This is a genomic window from Aurantimonas aggregata, assembly GCF_010500835.1.
Lineage (GTDB): Bacteria > Pseudomonadota > Alphaproteobacteria > Rhizobiales > Rhizobiaceae > Aurantimonas > Aurantimonas aggregata.
The window spans coordinates 16,054-31,241 of the sequence record NZ_JAAAMJ010000009.1 but is presented as its reverse complement, the minus strand read 5'-3'; the positions used below and the strand labels follow the sequence as shown (position 1 = coordinate 31,241).

General features: G+C 68.2%; 17 protein-coding genes. 13 read left to right on the top strand and 4 right to left on the bottom strand.

The window, feature by feature from the left end:
• Nucleotides 1–41 precede the first annotated feature (41 nt).
• From rpmA to GTW51_RS12745, 13 genes are all read left to right on the top strand, one after another.
• The gene (gene rpmA / locus GTW51_RS12805; protein WP_163044329.1) at nt 42–311 is read left to right on the top strand and encodes a 50S ribosomal protein L27; all 270 of its coding nucleotides are present in this window, start codon (nt 42–44) and stop codon (nt 309–311) included.
• 129 nt (nt 312–440) lie between these two features.
• Nucleotides 441–1,016 (top strand): GNAT family N-acetyltransferase, encoded by a 576-nt coding sequence (locus GTW51_RS12800; protein WP_163044328.1) that lies wholly within the window; start codon nt 441–443, stop codon nt 1,014–1,016.
• 59 nt (nt 1,017–1,075) lie between these two features.
• On the top strand, nt 1,076–1,600 hold the full coding sequence (locus GTW51_RS12795; RefSeq protein WP_163044327.1) for a DUF3833 family protein: 525 nt from the start codon (nt 1,076–1,078) through the stop codon (nt 1,598–1,600).
• Between the two features lie 83 nt (nt 1,601–1,683).
• Nucleotides 1,684–2,739 (top strand): GTPase ObgE, encoded by a 1,056-nt coding sequence (gene obgE / locus GTW51_RS12790; RefSeq protein WP_163044326.1) that lies wholly within the window; start codon nt 1,684–1,686, stop codon nt 2,737–2,739.
• Nucleotides 2,736–3,884: a glutamate 5-kinase gene (gene proB, locus GTW51_RS12785; protein WP_163044325.1), complete on the top strand. Its 1,149-nt coding sequence runs from the start codon at nt 2,736–2,738 to the stop codon at nt 3,882–3,884. Before obgE ends, proB begins: the two co-directional genes overlap by 4 nt.
• A gap of 26 nt (nt 3,885–3,910) precedes the next feature.
• Nucleotides 3,911–5,194, top strand: a complete 1,284-nt coding sequence (locus tag GTW51_RS12780) for a glutamate-5-semialdehyde dehydrogenase (RefSeq protein ID WP_163044324.1) — start codon at nt 3,911–3,913, stop codon at nt 5,192–5,194.
• Nucleotides 5,191–5,844: a nicotinate-nucleotide adenylyltransferase gene (locus GTW51_RS12775; protein ID WP_425483251.1), complete on the top strand. Its 654-nt coding sequence runs from the start codon at nt 5,191–5,193 to the stop codon at nt 5,842–5,844. Before GTW51_RS12780 ends, GTW51_RS12775 begins: the two co-directional genes overlap by 4 nt.
• Before the next feature lie 180 nt (nt 5,845–6,024).
• The gene (gene rsfS, locus GTW51_RS12770) at nt 6,025–6,342 is read left to right on the top strand and encodes a ribosome silencing factor (RefSeq protein ID WP_163044323.1); all 318 of its coding nucleotides are present in this window, start codon (nt 6,025–6,027) and stop codon (nt 6,340–6,342) included.
• Between the two features lie 49 nt (nt 6,343–6,391).
• Complete coding sequence (gene rlmH, locus GTW51_RS12765) at nt 6,392–6,874, top strand: 23S rRNA (pseudouridine(1915)-N(3))-methyltransferase RlmH (protein ID WP_163044322.1); 483 nt, start codon at nt 6,392–6,394, stop codon at nt 6,872–6,874.
• Between the two features lie 142 nt (nt 6,875–7,016).
• On the top strand, nt 7,017–8,801 hold the full coding sequence (locus GTW51_RS12760) for a peptidoglycan DD-metalloendopeptidase family protein (RefSeq protein WP_163044321.1): 1,785 nt from the start codon (nt 7,017–7,019) through the stop codon (nt 8,799–8,801).
• Nucleotides 8,791–10,131 carry a S41 family peptidase gene (locus tag GTW51_RS12755; RefSeq protein ID WP_163044320.1) on the top strand — a complete coding sequence of 447 codons (1,341 nt, stop codon included), beginning with the start codon at nt 8,791–8,793 and terminating at the stop codon, nt 10,129–10,131. Before GTW51_RS12760 ends, GTW51_RS12755 begins: the two co-directional genes overlap by 11 nt.
• Before the next feature lie 159 nt (nt 10,132–10,290).
• The gene (locus GTW51_RS12750; RefSeq protein WP_163044319.1) at nt 10,291–11,415 is read left to right on the top strand and encodes a divergent polysaccharide deacetylase family protein; all 1,125 of its coding nucleotides are present in this window, start codon (nt 10,291–10,293) and stop codon (nt 11,413–11,415) included.
• Between the two features lie 138 nt (nt 11,416–11,553).
• The gene (locus GTW51_RS12745; RefSeq protein ID WP_163044318.1) at nt 11,554–12,066 is read left to right on the top strand and encodes an RNA pyrophosphohydrolase; all 513 of its coding nucleotides are present in this window, start codon (nt 11,554–11,556) and stop codon (nt 12,064–12,066) included.
• 138 nt (nt 12,067–12,204) lie between these two features.
• Here GTW51_RS12745 and GTW51_RS12740 read toward each other — a convergent pair whose 3' ends face one another.
• The 4 genes from GTW51_RS12740 to GTW51_RS12725 are packed head-to-tail and all read right to left on the bottom strand — an operon-like array spanning nt 12,205 to nt 15,153.
• Nucleotides 12,205–12,609 carry a F0F1 ATP synthase subunit epsilon gene (locus tag GTW51_RS12740; protein WP_163044317.1) on the bottom strand — a complete coding sequence of 135 codons (405 nt, stop codon included), beginning with the start codon at nt 12,607–12,609 and terminating at the stop codon, nt 12,205–12,207.
• Nucleotides 12,602–12,799 (bottom strand): eL24 family ribosomal protein, encoded by a 198-nt coding sequence (locus GTW51_RS12735; RefSeq protein ID WP_163044316.1) that lies wholly within the window; start codon nt 12,797–12,799, stop codon nt 12,602–12,604. Before GTW51_RS12735 ends, GTW51_RS12740 begins: the two co-directional genes overlap by 8 nt.
• Nucleotides 12,800–12,801: 2 nt before the next feature.
• The gene (gene atpD / locus GTW51_RS12730) at nt 12,802–14,256 is read right to left on the bottom strand and encodes a F0F1 ATP synthase subunit beta (protein WP_163044315.1); all 1,455 of its coding nucleotides are present in this window, start codon (nt 14,254–14,256) and stop codon (nt 12,802–12,804) included.
• A gap of 21 nt (nt 14,257–14,277) precedes the next feature.
• Entirely contained in the window at nt 14,278–15,153 is an 876-nt protein-coding gene (locus GTW51_RS12725) for a F0F1 ATP synthase subunit gamma (protein ID WP_163044314.1), read from the bottom strand.
• Nucleotides 15,154–15,188: the final 35 nt, after the last annotated feature.

Sequence of the window (15,188 nt, the reverse complement as noted above, 5' to 3'; positions counted from 1 at the left end):
GGCCTATTCCCCGCGAGCCGTGACAGGCAAGGAGAACAACGATGGCACATAAGAAAGCAGGCGGCTCGTCGCGCAACGGTCGCGATTCTGAGTCCAAGCGCCTTGGCGTGAAGAAGTTCGGCGGCGAAGCCGTAATTCCGGGCAACATCCTGATTCGTCAGCGCGGCACGCGCTGGCATCCAGGCGCCAATGTCGGCATTGGCAAGGATCACACCCTCTTCGCCAAGGCCGAGGGTAATGTCGCATTCCAGCACAAGGCGAATGGCCGCACCTTCGTGGCCGTCCTGCCGAAAGCCGAAGCAGCCGAGTGACCGGAGCCTACAAGCGCCGGCGTTCCAACGACCCGGCGCTCTGAAGCCTCCGACCAAATCGGATCTCAGGGCTGAAAAAGGGGAGATGGATCGCCATCTCCCCTTTTCGCATGCCGGAGGGCCGATGCGATGACGTCCGAAGAACTGGCGCCCAGCGCCTTCGTCAACGATGACAGACGGTTGCGCACGACGCGCCTGTCGATGCGCCGGCTGCGGCCGGACGATGCCGAGGCGATCGCCCGCCAGGCCAACGACCGCGGCGTCGCGACGATGACCGCGCGCATCCCGCACCCCTACCGCCTGGCCGATGCCCGCGCCTTCGTCGCCGATCCGGGCGAGGAGTTCATCCGCGCCATCGTTGCGGCCGCCGACGACCGGCTGATCGGCGTCGCCGGGCTGAAGCCGCGTCCGGACGGGACCGCGGTGGTGCTCGGCTACTGGTTCGGCCGCGAGCACTGGGGCAAGGGCTACGCCACCGAGGCGGCGCAGTCGCTGGTCGATTTCGCCTTCGTCGCCTCCGACATTGACTGTGTCTGCGCGAGTTGCCGGGTGATCAATGCGGCGTCGCGGCGGGTGCTGGAGAAATGCGGCTTCCAGCTGCGTCGGACCGGGATTCTCGACACGGTGTCGGCGGGCCGCGTCTCGGTCGAGGAATATCACCTCGACCGCGGCACCTGGACGGCGCTGAAGGCATGGGGCAAGTGACCGGGCGGCTATCTCGTCACTTCCCGTCGAAGCGGCGATCGCATGTCGCAGCGGCGCTCGTGCTGGCATTACCGCTCGCCGGCTGCGGCGATGCGCCGGCGCCGGTTGCCGACGGGTTCTCGCTGGCGGATTTCTTCGACGGCCGGTCCGTCTCGGAAGGCACGGTCCGGACCGCCTTGCTGTTCGAGGAACCGTTCACCGCGAGCTTCGAAGGCCGGCGCGCGGCGGAGCGGCTCCGGCTCGACGAGCGGTTCGTCTTCGAGGACGGCGCGCGCCTGCAGCGCTGGGACCTGTCGCGCAGCCCGGCCGGTGTCTACACCGGCACGGTCGCGACCGAGGACGGCGACGGCAAACTGTCGTCGCCCGTTCCGGTGACCGGCTGGGCAACGGAGGATGGCGCCGTGCTCGCCTATGACGGACACGCCCCCGGCGGCGGAGACACGCTCCTGCGTTTCCGGCACGTGATGAGCGACAACGGCGACGGCACGCTCGCCAACCATGTCACGATCTCGAAGTTCGGGATCCCGGTCGCCACCTCGGCGGTGACCTTCGCCAAGAGCGAAGCCGCCCTCGTGCAGCGCTGAGACCCGGCGTTTCCAATCGAACCCCTTGCGGTTATGAAGGCGTCACGCCGCTCACGACCGCCGCGCAGCGAAAGAGCCACCCGATGAAGTTCCTCGACCAGGCCAAGGTCTACATCCGCTCCGGCGACGGCGGGGCCGGCTCGGTCTCCTTCCGGCGCGAGAAGTTCATCGAGTTCGGCGGCCCGGACGGCGGCGACGGCGGCCGCGGCGGCGACATCTACATCGAGGCGGTCGCCGGGCTGAACACGCTGATCGACTACCGCTACCAGCAGCATTTCAAGGCCAAGACCGGCGGCCACGGCATGGGCCGCAACCGCCACGGCGCCGGCGGTGCCGACGTGACGCTGAAGGTGCCCGCGGGCACCCAGGTCTTCGCCGACGACAACGAGACGCTGATCTGCGACCTCTCGACGGTCGGCGAGCGCCATCGCCTTGCGGCCGGTGGCAATGGCGGCTTCGGCAACGCCTATTTCAAGACCTCGGTGAACCAGGCGCCGCGCCGCGCCAATCCCGGCCTCGAAGGCGAGGAACTGACGATCTGGCTGCGGCTGAAGCTGATCGCCGATGCCGGCCTTGTCGGCCTTCCCAATGCCGGCAAGTCGACCTTCCTCGCCACCGTCACGCGGGCCCGGCCGAAGATCGCCGACTATCCGTTCACCACGCTGCATCCGGGCCTCGGCGTCGCCAAGATCGACGATACCGAGTTCGTCATCGCCGACATTCCCGGCCTGATCGAGGGCGCCCATGAAGGCGTCGGGATCGGCGACCGCTTCCTCGGCCATGTCGAGCGCACCAGCGTGCTCCTGCATCTCGTCTCGGCGACGGAAGAGGACGTCGCCGGCTCCTATGTCACGGTGCGGCGCGAACTGGCGGCCTACGAGCACGGCCTGGCCGAAAAGCCCGAGATCGTCGCTTTGTCCAAGGTCGACACGCTGACCGACGAGGCGCGCGAGGAAAAGATGGCGGCGCTCCAGGCCGTTGCCGAAGGGCCCGTCCTGGCCCTGTCGGCGGTCACCCGCGAGGGCATGACCGAGGCGCTCCGGTCGCTCCGCCGCGAGATTTCGGGGCTCACCTCGGACGGCTCGCTTCCCGAGCCCGACCGTTTCGCCGTCGGTCATCGGGGAGGCGAGGAAGAATGAGCGATCTTCTCGCCGGGTATCGCCGGGTCGTCGTCAAGATCGGCTCCTCGCTGCTCGTCGATCCGGCCCGCGGGCTGAAGCGCACTTGGCTGGAATCGCTCGGCGAGGACATTGCGCGGCTTGCCGCCGACGGGCGGCAGATCCTCGTCGTCTCCTCGGGCGCGATCGCGCTCGGGCGCCAGATCCTGTCGATGCCGAAAGGCCCGCTGAAGCTCGAGGAGAGCCAGGCCGCGGCGGCGGTCGGCCAGATCGCGCTGTCGCGGACCTATTCGGAAATCCTCGGGCGGCACGGCATCGAGACCGGCCAGATCCTGCTGACGCTGGGCGATACCGAGCAGCGCCGCCGCTATCTCAATGCCCGCGAGACAATCAACACGCTGGTCGGCTTCGGTGCCGTGCCGGTGATCAACGAGAACGATACCGTCGCGACCTCGGAAATCCGCTACGGCGACAACGACCGGCTGGCGGCGCGGGTCGCGGTGATGATCGACGCCGATCTCCTGGTGCTGCTCTCCGACGTCGACGGGCTCTACACCGCGCCGCCGGCGCAGAATCCGGACGCTACGCACATTCCGCTGGTCGAGGCGATCACCCCGGAGATCGAGGCGATGGCGGGGTCGGCCGGCTCGGAACTGTCGCGCGGCGGCATGAAGACCAAGATCGACGCGGCGCGTATCGCCACCGGCGCCGGCGCCGCGATGATCATCACCGCCGGCAACCGGCTCTATCCGCTCGGCGCCATCGAGCGCGGCGAACGCGCGACCCTGTTCCGGCCGCTGATCAACCCGGTCACCGCGCGCAAGCGCTGGATTGCCGGGCACCTGAACGCCACCGGACGTCTCGTCGTCGATGCCGGCGCCGTCCGCGCGCTGCAGTCCGGCAAGAGCCTGCTGCCCGCCGGCGTGACGTCGGTCGAGGGCGCGTTCCGGCGCGGCGACACGATCACCGTGCTCGATGCCGGCGGCCACGAAGTGGCGCGCGGGCTGGTCGCCTACGACGCGGAAGACGCTAAACGTATCGCCGGGCTTCGCTCGGCCGAGGTGGCGACGGTGCTCGGCTATGAAGGGCGCAGCGCGATGATCCATCGCGACGATCTGGTGATGGAGCCGACGGCCGAGCAGCCGGCGGTGCTGGCCGCCCCGTGAGTGCAAGCCAGGCAGGAGACGTGACCATGCTGGACCAGGCCGACACGACGACGAGTGTTGTGGATCTGATGCAGGACATCGGCGTGCGGGCGCGGGCGGCTGCGCGCCAGCTGGCGCTGGCGCCGACTGCCACGAAGAATGCCGCGCTGGAGGCGATGGCCGACGCCATCCTCGGAGCGCAGCCGGCGATCCTGGCGGCGAATGCGGCTGATCTCGAACAGGCGAACGCCGCGCAGATGGCGCCGGCCCTGATCGACCGGCTGACGCTCGATGCCGGCCGCATCGCGGCGATGGCCGAGGGCCTGCGCGTCGTCGCGGCGCTGCCCGATCCGGTCGGCGCGCGCATCGATGCCTGGACGCGTCCGAACGGCATCGAGATCGAACGGGTCCGCACGCCGCTCGGCGTCATCGGCGTGATCTACGAGAGCCGGCCGAACGTCACCGCCGACGCCGGGGCGCTCTGCCTCAAGTCCGGCAACGCGGTGATCCTGCGCGGCGGCTCGGATTCGTCGCGATCCTCGGCGGCTATCCACGCTGCCCTGGTAGCCGGGCTCGTCAAGTCCGGGCTGCCGGAGGATGCGATCCAGATCGTTCCCTCCACCGACCGCGCCGCGGTCGGCGAGATGCTGAAGGGGCTCGGCGGCAATCTCGACGTCATCGTGCCGCGCGGTGGCCGCTCGCTGGTGGCGCGGGTCCAGGACGAGGCGCGGGTGCCGGTCTTTGCGCATCTGGAAGGCCTCTGCCACGTCTATGTCGACCGCGCCGCCGACCTCGCCATGGCCGTCGACCTCGTCGTCAATTCGAAGATGCGCCGGACCGGCATCTGCGGCGCGGCCGAGACCCTGCTGGTCGATCGCAAGGTGGCCGCCACGCATCTCTTGCCCATCCTCGAGGCACTGCGCTTCGCCGGCTGCGAGATCCGCGCCACAGAAGAGGTGCGCGAGCGCTATCCCACTGCCGAGCCCGCGAGCGCGGCCGATTTCGATACCGAGTATCTCGACGCGATCATCTCGGTGGCGCTGGTCGACGGGGTGGAAGGGGCGATCGCCCATATCGAGGCGCATTCCTCACACCATACCGAGGCGATCGTCACCGAGGACATCCGCGTGGCTGACGCCTTCTTTGCCGGCATCGACTCGGCCATCCTGCTGCACAACGCCTCGACCCAGTTCGCCGATGGCGGCGAGTTCGGCATGGGCGCCGAGATCGGCATCGCCACCGGCAAGATGCATGCGCGCGGGCCGGTCGGCGTCGAGCAGTTGACCAGCTTCAACTACCGCGTCCGCGGATCCGGCCAGATGCGCCCGTGAACCATCGCGGGAAGGGGGTCGTCGAGGCGGACGCGGTCGACCCTGCAGCCCTGGCGATTCCCCATGCCGAGCGCGGCATGCGGATCGGCCTGTTCGGTGGCTCCTTCAACCCGCCCCATGCAGGGCATCGCCTGGTGGCGGAGATCGCCCGTCGCCGGCTCGGCCTCGACCGGGTCTGGTGGATCGTCACGCCGGGCAACCCGCTGAAGGACCACGGCCATCTGCGCCCGCTTGCCGAGCGGCTGGCCGCGGTGCGGGCAGTCGCCGAGGGGCCGCACATGGCGGTGACCGCCTTCGAGGCCGCACATCGCATCCGCTACAGCGCCGACACCGTCGATCTCCTGCTTCTCCGCCGTCCGGCTGTTCGCTTCGTCTGGATCATGGGCGCCGACAGCCTCGCCTCGTTCCACCGCTGGCAGGACTGGCGCCGGATCGCCGCGAGCCTGCCGATCGCCGTGGTCGATCGGCCGGGCGCCAGCCTTGCCGCCCTCTCGGCGCCGATGGCGCGTTTCCTCGACCGCTCGCGCGTCGCCGAACGGGACGCCGCGTCGCTGCCGTTCCGGGATCCGCCGGCCTGGGTGTTCCTGCACGGGCCGCGTTCACCCGCCTCTTCGACGTCGATCCGCACGGGATCTGCCCTGACGTCTTGAAACAGACACGGAACACTGCCTACATTAAGAATTGCGGTGCGGCCTCTGCCGCGCCCCCGTCCGAGGAAAGGGACAACGACACTGCGACCTGCGGCTGAAGCGAAGGACGTCTTCACGACCACTCCTTCCGACGCGCCCGCCACCGACATATCGGTCGGTCGGAACGCTCTCGATCTCGTCATGACGAGCCTTGAAGACTCGAAAGGCGAGCAAATCGTCTCCATCGACATGCGGGGCAAATCGGCCCTTGCCGACCACATGGTCATCGTCTCCGGACGATCGCACCGCCATGTGACGGCTGTCGCCGATCACCTTTTGCGCGACCTGAAGGAACAAGGCTTCGGGATGGCAAAGGTGGAAGGCCTCGCAAACGGCGACTGGGTGCTCATCGATACGGGCGACATCATCGTCCATGTCTTCCGCCCGGAAGTCCGCAGCTTCTACAATATCGAGAAGATGTGGTCCGTCGGCGACAGCGGAGACGCGACGGTCCACTGACCGTCGCTTCATTGCCTGTGTCAGGGCTTCGGCCGGAAAGGCGCGGCCGATGCGGTTGACCATTGCGGCCGTCGGTCGAATGAAGGCCGGCCCGGAGCGCGAGCTCGCGGACCGGTATTTCGACCGGCTGAAGAAGGCTGGCCCGCCCCTTGGGCTCGACTACCAGGGCCTTTCCGAGCACCCGGAATCGCGGCTCGGCACGTCACCCGAGCGAAAGCGCGACGAGGCCCAGCGTCTCGCCGCCTCCCTGCCGGAAGGCGCCGCGCGGATCGTCCTCGACGAAACCGGCCGCCTGATGAGTTCGCAGGAATTCGCCGATGCGATCGCCGGCTTTCGCGACGGCGGCCAGCGCGACCTCGGCCTTCTCATTGGCGGTCCGGACGGACACGACGAATCGCTGCGGAGCGGTGCCGGCCTCGTCCTGTCGCTCGGGCGCATGACATTTCCGCACCAGATCGTCCGCATTCTCCTCGCCGAGCAATTATACCGCGCGGTCACCATTCTCGCCGGTCATCCGTATCATCGGTCTTGATCGTGCCAGATACGAAGCGTCTCATACTGATGGATCGGGCGCGCCTCGCGGAAATCGCGCCGCATTTGGTTGATCGGATGTTAACGGCCTGATTCTATCGTCGCCGTTCGCGTCCGACAGCGTTCGAATTGGATTGGTCTTGATGGCACGGCAACCGGCGGCAGGCAGGCGGAAGGGGTGGAGGCGCAACAGCCTTGCCGTTCTCGCCCTTGCCGGCACGCTGCTGACGCCACTGCCCGGCCAGGCCCTGCCGGAAGCCGATGATGCCGCCAGCCGGCAGACCGCGGCGGTGGACCCGATCCGCGTCGGCGCGGTCGAGCGCTCGCGCTCCGCGACGCTGGCGCAGGAGCGTCAGAAGACCGCCGCGGATCTTGCCGCCGTGTCGCAGCGCATCGAATTGTCGGAAGAGACGATCCGCTCGCTCGATTCGGAAATCGCCGCGCTTTCCGAGGATCGCGAAAAGATCCGCACCGCGATGATCGAGGCGGCCGAAGCCCAGAAACGGGCGAGCCGGCAGCTCGACGCGACCGAAGGCCGGATCGACGCCCTGGCGGTCCAGGAAGTGACGATCAAGGCCTCGCTCCGCGAGCGCCGTGGCGTGCTGGCGGAAGTGCTCGGAGCGCTGGAGCGCATGGGCCGCAAGCCGCCGCCGGCGCTGCTGGTGAAGCCGCAGGACGCGCTCGGCTCGGTCCGCAGCGCCATCCTGCTCGGCGCCGTCGTTCCCGCCATCCGCAGCGAGACTGAAATCCTGCTGGCCGATCTGCGGGAACTTGCCGAGGTTCGGGCGTCGATCGCGGCGGAGACGACGCGCTTCGCCAGCGAACTGACCCGCTACCGGGAAGAGGAAGCCCGGCTCGCCAAGCTGTCGGCGGAGAAGCAGCGGCTGGAAGCGCGAAGCCGCGACCGCCGCGCGGCGGAGGCCTCGCGCGTTGCCGAATTGGCATCCAAGGCCACCGACCTCGAAGGGCTGATCAGCTCGCTCGAAGGCGACCTCGAGCGCGTCCGTGCGGAAGAGGAAGCCGCCCGGGTGGCGGAGATCGAACGCCGCGAGGCCGAGCGCGTGGCCGAACTGGCCCGCCGCGACGCCGAGCGTCTCGAAGCCCAGCGCCTGGCCGAGGAGGCGGAAGCCACGCGCCTCGCGGCGATCGAAGCCGAACGGCGCGCCGCGGAGGCCGAAACCACTCGCCTGGCGGCAATGCGGGATGCGGCGCAGCAGCGCGCGGCAGCGGAGACCGAAAACGCCGAGGAGACGATCGTGGCGGACTCGCTCGTGGCCGAGGCGCCCGTCGAGCCGCCCGCCGCCGCGCCGGCCCCGCCACGGGCGTTGGCCGAAGCGCCGGCGCCGGCCGTCGCCGATGCCGAGGAGGAGTTGCAGGTCGCGGCGCTCGAACCTTCGGCCGCGCCGTCCGCCGCCAGCGCGCCGGGCTACGATATCGCGTCACTTCGCCGTGACCTTGCGCGGCTCGAACCGGCCGCCGCATTTTCGACAATGAAAGGCCGATTGTCTCTGCCCGTGGCAGGCAAGCTGCTGATTGGATTTGGTGATCGCGATGATATCGGCCGGCAGACGACCGGCGCCTCGTTCGGGGCGCGCCCCGGCGACGTGGTCACGTCACCCGCCGATGCGAGCGTTCTCTACTCGGGGCCCTTCCGGTCCTATGGACAACTCTTGATCCTCGACGCCGGCGACGGCTATCATGTGGTGCTGGCCGGCATGGAGCGTATCGACGTCGAGAGCGGGCAGTTCGTTTCGGCCGGTGAACCGGTCGCCTCGATGGGCGCAAAGCGTATCGCCAGCGTGGCGGTCGCGGAGTTCGGAGCAAGCGAGCCCGCACTCTATGTCGAGTTTCGCAAAGACGGGAAACCGGTCGATCCGTCACCTTGGTGGATGGACGAACCCTCTGGAAGGACGAAGAATGATTCGTAAGCTTTCGATACTCTTCGCCGGCGCATTGATGGGGGCGACGGCGATGACCGTGGTCACCCAGAACGCTGGCGTGGCCAATGCCGCGGGGTCTGACACCTACCGCCAGCTTGCGATCTTCGGAGACGTCTTCGAGCGCGTTCGTGCCCAGTATGTCGAGGAACCGGACGACCAGAAGCTGGTCGAGACCGCCATCAACGGCATGCTCACCTCGCTCGACCCGCACTCGAGCTACATGAACGCCAAGGAAGCGGCAGACATGCGGACCGAGACGCGGGGCCAGTTCGGCGGCCTCGGCATCGAGGTCACGATGGAAGAGGAACTGGTCAAGGTCGTCTCGCCCTTCGAGGGCACCCCGGCCGACAAGGCCGGCGTCCTCGCCGGCGACCTGATCGCCGAGATCGACGGCGAGCAGGTGCGTGGCCTGTCGCTCGGCGAGGCGGTCGAGAAGATGAAGGGCGACATCGGCACCAGCGTGTCGCTGACCATCATCCGGGAAGGCGCCACCAAGCCGGTCCGCCTGACGGTGACGCGCGACGAGATCAAGGTGCCGTCGGTCCGCCACACGGTCGAGAACGACGTCGGCTACATCAAGCTCTTGAAGTTCAACGAGCAGACGACGATCGGCCTCGAAGAGGCGATCGCCGACATCGAGGAAAAGGTCGGCGAGGACAAGCTGAAGGGCTTCGTGCTCGACATGCGCCGCAACCCGGGCGGCCTGCTCGACGAGGCCGTGTCCGTCACGGACGCCTTCCTCGACAATGGCGAGATCGTCTCGACCCGCGGCCGCAACTCCGACGAGACGCGGCGCTACAACGCCCGCTCCGGGGACGAGATCAACGGCAAGCCGCTCGTCGTCCTCGTCAATGGCGGTTCGGCCTCGGCTTCCGAGATCGTCGCCGGCGCGTTGCAGGACCAGCGCCGGGCGACCGTCGTCGGCTCGCGTTCCTTCGGCAAGGGATCGGTCCAGACGATCATCCCGCTGGGCGCCAACGGCGCGCTGCGCCTGACCACGGCGCTCTACTACACGCCGTCGGGCCGCTCGATCCAGGGCCGCGGCATCGATCCGGACATCACGGTCGAGCAGCCGCTGCCGCAGGAAATCCGCGAGCAGATGGGCCTCGACGCCGAGGACGAGCTGTCGCGCGGTGAATCGTCCCTGCGCGGTCACATCACCGGCAATCTGGAGACCGACGAAGGCTCCGGCTCGCTGGACTACGTGCCGCCGGAGACCGCCGACGACCTGCAGCTCCAGTACGCTCTCGACCTGCTGCGCGGCGTGAAGACCAACGCCATGTTCCCGCCGAAGCAGGAAGCCAGCGCCGCCAACTGATCGGCAACGACCGGATGATCAAAGACGAAGGCCCGGGTATCGCAAGATGCCCGGGCCTTCGTGCGTTCGGAGCTGCCTGTCGCGTCGTGCCGTCGCGTCCGGTTGCCCGGTACCGGATCCCGGCGAGCCCCGTTCCAGCTTGAAACGCTAGACGAGAGCATGCGTGGCGAACTCCACCGGCCGCTCGGCCTCGACATCGGCAGCGAAAAGCCCCGGCGGTCACCGTCGGCTTTCGTCGCACTGGTCGTGGCCGCCCTGCTGGTCGGCAGTTCGCTGGCCACGGCCTTCTTCGGCCAGCCGGAGCGTCGGGTCGTCGACATGCTGGCCGAGCCGCCAGCGACAGAGCCCGTGGCGGTCGTCGCCGCACCCCAGCCGGTAACGACGAAGCCGCTTCCGACGATCATCCGGCCACCGGCCGAGCCGGCAGCGGGTGGCGTCGGCTTTCGTGTCGAGGAGCCGGTCGCCCTGCGGCAACCGGCCGGGACGGCGCATCTGCCCGACGCCGCCCTGATCGAGGACAGCGACTTCGGGCCGTTGCCGATCCGCGGCCCGGACGGGCGGCGCCCCTTCGACGTCTATGCCGGCGCCTCGCGCGGCGTGCCGGGGACGCGGATCGCCATCGTCGTCGGCGGGCTCGGTATCAGCCAGACCGGCACGATGAACGCTATCCGCGCACTGCCGGCACCCGTCACCTTCGGCTTCTCGCCCGCCGGCAACAGTCTCGACCGCTGGATGCAGGAGGCGCGCCGCGCCGGGCACGAGCTGGTGCTGCAGGTGCCGCTCGAGCCGGTGGGCTATCCCGAGATCGATCCCGGGCCGAACACGCTGACGGTCGCCGATGCCGCCGCGGGCAATTTCGACGCGCTGCATGCGACGCTCGCGTCCCTGACCAACTATGTCGGGGTGATGAGCTACATGGGCGGGCGCCTGACCGGGGAGACGACGGCGATCGAGCCGCTGGTCGCCGAACTCGGGCGGCGCGGCCTGATGTTCCTCGACGATGCCTCGTCGCTGCGCTCGCTGGCTTCCGACACCGCGGCGCTGCAAAGGGTGCCGTTCGCCGCCGCCGACCTGACGATCGACCAGACCCAGGATGCGGCGACCATTCGCCGCCAGCTCGACACGCTGGAACAGATCGCCCGGGCGGAAGGATCCGCCGTCGGCGTCGCCTCGGCCTTCGACGTCTCGATCGCCACCATCGCCGACTGGATCGTCCAGGCGCAGTCGCGCGGCATCGAGATCGTGCCGGTCTCGGCTCTCGCCAACGACCCCGAGGGTCGATAGCCGCGCATCCTGTGCTCGGCCGCGTTGCCCTTGCCGCGGTCTCCGATCGCCCGATAACAGGCGAGGACGCTCGTCAGCGAGCGTACCTGACTTGTTTGCAAGGCCGCCGCCGCCGGGCGGCGAACGGGACGATCCAGCATGAAACCGATCGAATACGAGAACCTGCCCTATCGCCGCTGCGTCGGCATCATGGTGCTGAACCAGCGTGGCGAGGTCTGGGTCGGCCGCCGGATGGTCGAGGACCAGGGCGAGATGACCGGCGCGGTGCAGCTCTGGCAGATGCCGCAGGGCGGCATCGACGAGGATGAGGATCCGCTCGCCGCGGCGCGCCGCGAGCTCTACGAGGAAACCGGCATGCGCTCGGTGACGCTGCTCCATGAGGCCCCGGACTGGATCGACTACGACCTGCCGCCGGAACTGGTCGGGATCGCGCTGAAGGGCCGCTATTGCGGCCAGACGCAGCGTTGGTTCGCCTTCCGCTTCGAAGGGGAGGAGAGCGAGATCGCCATCGCCCCGCCGCCCGGCGGACATGCCGCCGAGTTCGACGACTGGGCCTGGAAGCCGATGGACGAGCTGGTCGGGCTGATCGTGCCGTTCAAGCGCCAAGTCTACGAGCAGGTCGTCGCGACGTTCCGGCATCTGGCCGCGTAGCAGCCCGGACTTCCGGATCGACCAGTCGCCATCGGCGTGTCCGCCTATCGGCATCCAGGCAAAAGCCGCAGGCCGGCAACGACAGGCACAAAAAAGCCGGCGCGATGCCGGCTTTTTACGGACGGCTGATGGGGTTTGTCAGACGCCGACGGCGGCGCGGGCCTCGCGGAGTTGGGCGAGGGCCAGCTGCGCCTTCGAGCGGGCAACGTCGTCCGAGGCGTCGGCGACGTCTTCCTCGGCATCCTTGATCTGCTGGTCGAGCGCGGCCGGGTCGAGATCCTCGACCAGCGTCGCCCGTTCGGCCAGGAGCGTGAAGCCGCCTTCGCTGACGTCGGCGAAGCCGCCGATGACGAAGATCCTGGTCTCGGTGCCGGCATCCGTCGTCGCCACCACGACGCCCGGCTTCAGCGTCGTCATGAACGGCGCGTGCTTCGCCATGACGGTGAAATAGCCCTCGGTGCCGGGCACGTTGACCGCCGTGACCGCTTCGGAAAGCAGCAGGCGCTCGGGGGAGACGAGGTCGAACTGGAAGCTGTCAGCCATCGGTCGCTTGCCTGTTGAGGGCGGCCTCGAAATCGAGGATCGCCTTTTCGAACTGGTCGCGGCAGCCGGGATTGCAGAACCCCACCACCGCGCCCTTGTAGAGGGTCAGGGACCCGTCCGTGATCGGCTTTCCCGACCACGGGCAGGTCTCGTTGATCGCATCCGCCAGACGAAGGATGCGTTCCGCCATGCTTACGCGGCTTCGGCGGCCAGGCGCTGGGCCTTCTCGACGGCCATGTCGATCGAGCCGACCATGTAGAAGGCCGCTTCCGGAAGATGGTCGTACTCGCCGTTGACCAGGCCCTTGAAGGACCGGATCGTGTCTTCCAGCGGCACGAGCTGCCCCGGCGCGCCGGTGAAGATCTCGGCGACGAAGAACGGCTGCGACAGGAAGCGCTCGATCTTGCGGGCCCGGGCGACGGTGAGCTTGTCCTCTTCCGACAGCTCGTCCATGCCCAGGATGGCGATGATGTCCTGCAGCGACTTGTACTTCTGCAGCACGACCTGGACCTGGCGGGCCACTTCGTAATGCTCTTCACCGATCAGCATCGGCGACAGCATGCGCGAGGTGGAGTCGAGCGGATCGACGGCCGGGTAGATGCCCTTTTCCGAGATCGCGCGGTTGAGCACGGTCGTCGCGTCGAGATGGGCGAAGGAGGTCGCCGGCGCCGGGTCGGTCAGATCGTCGGCAGGCACGTAGATGGCCTGCACCGAGGTGATCGAACCCTTGTGCGTGGTGGTGATGCGCTCCTGCATCTGGCCCATGTCGGTCGCCAGCGTCGGCTGGTAGCCCACCGCCGACGGGATGCGGCCGAGCAGCGCCGACACTTCCGAGCCGGCCTGGGTGAAGCGGAAGATGTTGTCGACGAAGAACAGCACGTCCTGGCCCTGGTCGCGGAAATGCTCCGCGATGGTCAGGCCGGTCAGCGCGACGCGGGCGCGGGCGCCGGGGGGCTCGTTCATCTGGCCGTAGACCAGCGCGGCCTTGGAGCCTTCGGTCGAGCCGTTGTTCTCGCGCGGGTCCTTGTTCACGCCGGACTCGATCATCTCGTGGTAGAGATCGTTGCCCTCGCGGGTGCGCTCGCCGACGCCGGCGAACACCGAGTAACCACCATGCGCCTTGGCGACGTTGTTGATCAGTTCCTGGATCAGCACCGTCTTGCCGACGCCGGCACCGCCGAACAGGCCGATCTTGCCGCCGCGGGCATAGGGCGCCAGGAGGTCGATGACCTTGATGCCGGTAACCAGGATCTGGCTCTCCGGCGACTGGTCGATATAGGCGGGCGCCGGCTGGTGGATGCCGCGCTTCATCGAGTACTCGATCGGGCCGACCTCGTCGATCGGCTCGCCGATGACGTTCATGATGCGGCCGAGCGTGCCGTCGCCGACCGGCACCTGGATCGGGCTGCCGGTGTCGCGAACCGGAAGGCCGCGGACGAGGCCCTCGGTCAGGTCCATGGCGATGGTGCGGACGGTGTTCTCGCCGAGGTGCTGGGCAACCTCGAGCACCAGGCGCATGCCGTTGTTGTCGCACTCGAGCGCGTTCAGGATCGCCGGCAGCGGCCCGTCGAAATGGACGTCGACGACGGCGCCGATGACCTGAGCGACGCGGCCGGTCGCACCGGCAGTGTTTTCGTTGTCAGCCATGATGGCCTCCTCTCAGATGCTCTAGAGCGCTTCCGCGCCCGAAATGATTTCGACCAGTTCCGTCGTGATCTGCGCCTGCCGCTGGCGGTTGTACGAGATCGACAGTCGTTCGATCATGTCGCCGGCATTGCGGGTCGCGTTGTCCATCGCGCTCATCCGCGCGCCCTGTTCGGACGCGGCGTTTTCCAGGAGCGCGTGCAGGACCTGGACCTTCAGGTTGCGCGGGATCAGATCCTCGAGGATCGCCTCCGGCTCCGGCTCGTATTCGTAGACCGTCCCGTCCTGGCCCGTCTCGGCCTCGCCATCGCCGAGCGACGTCGGGATGATCTGCTGGCGCGTCGGGATCTGGGTCACGACGTTCTGGAACTCGGAATAGAAGATCGAGCAGACGTCGAACTCGCCCTTGTCGAACAGGTCCATGATCGTCTGGCCGATCAGCTCGGCATGCGCGAAGCCGACGCGCTTGGCTTCGCGCAGATCGGTGCGCTCGATGACCTGCTTGGCCGAGTCGCGACGCATGATGTCCCAGCCCTTCTTGCCGACGATCATGTATTTGACCGTCTTGCCTTCGGACTCCAGCTTGCGGCCGTGGGTACGGGCAAGCTTGACGATCGACGCATTGAAGGCGCCCGCCAGGCCGCGCTCGGCGGTGAAGACGACGAGCAGATGCACGTCGTCCTTGCCGGTGCCGACCATCAGCGGCGGGCCGTCGCCTTCCATGGCGCCGGAAATATTGGCCAGAACCGCCGCCATCCGCCCCGCATAGGGGCGGGCCGCCTGCGCGGCTTCTTCCGCACGGCGCAGCTTGGCTGCCGCGACCATCTGCATGGCCTTGGTGATCTTCTGCGTGGATTTAACCGACGCGATGCGGTTCCGCAGATCCTTCAGTGATGCCATGGCTTGGCGCTGTCTCCCGCTTTATCGGTCCTGCC

Coding starts and splice junctions, on each gene's coding strand:
- rpmA (WP_163044329.1), top strand. CDS start 42: ATGGCACATAAGAAAGCAGGCGGCTCGTCGCGCAACGGTCGCGATTCT.
- GTW51_RS12800 (WP_163044328.1), top strand. CDS start 441: ATGACGTCCGAAGAACTGGCGCCCAGCGCCTTCGTCAACGATGACAGA.
- obgE (WP_163044326.1), top strand. CDS start 1,684: ATGAAGTTCCTCGACCAGGCCAAGGTCTACATCCGCTCCGGCGACGGC.
- proB (WP_163044325.1), top strand. CDS start 2,736: ATGAGCGATCTTCTCGCCGGGTATCGCCGGGTCGTCGTCAAGATCGGC.
- GTW51_RS12780 (WP_163044324.1), top strand. CDS start 3,911: ATGCTGGACCAGGCCGACACGACGACGAGTGTTGTGGATCTGATGCAG.
- rsfS (WP_163044323.1), top strand. CDS start 6,025: ATGACGAGCCTTGAAGACTCGAAAGGCGAGCAAATCGTCTCCATCGAC.
- rlmH (WP_163044322.1), top strand. CDS start 6,392: ATGCGGTTGACCATTGCGGCCGTCGGTCGAATGAAGGCCGGCCCGGAG.
- GTW51_RS12760 (WP_163044321.1), top strand. CDS start 7,017: ATGGCACGGCAACCGGCGGCAGGCAGGCGGAAGGGGTGGAGGCGCAAC.
- GTW51_RS12755 (WP_163044320.1), top strand. CDS start 8,791: ATGATTCGTAAGCTTTCGATACTCTTCGCCGGCGCATTGATGGGGGCG.
- GTW51_RS12750 (WP_163044319.1), top strand. CDS start 10,291: ATGCGTGGCGAACTCCACCGGCCGCTCGGCCTCGACATCGGCAGCGAA.
- GTW51_RS12745 (WP_163044318.1), top strand. CDS start 11,554: ATGAAACCGATCGAATACGAGAACCTGCCCTATCGCCGCTGCGTCGGC.
- GTW51_RS12740 (WP_163044317.1), bottom strand. CDS start 12,609: ATGGCTGACAGCTTCCAGTTCGACCTCGTCTCCCCCGAGCGCCTGCTG.
- GTW51_RS12735 (WP_163044316.1), bottom strand. CDS start 12,799: ATGGCGGAACGCATCCTTCGTCTGGCGGATGCGATCAACGAGACCTGC.
- atpD (WP_163044315.1), bottom strand. CDS start 14,256: ATGGCTGACAACGAAAACACTGCCGGTGCGACCGGCCGCGTCGCTCAG.
- GTW51_RS12725 (WP_163044314.1), bottom strand. CDS start 15,153: ATGGCATCACTGAAGGATCTGCGGAACCGCATCGCGTCGGTTAAATCC.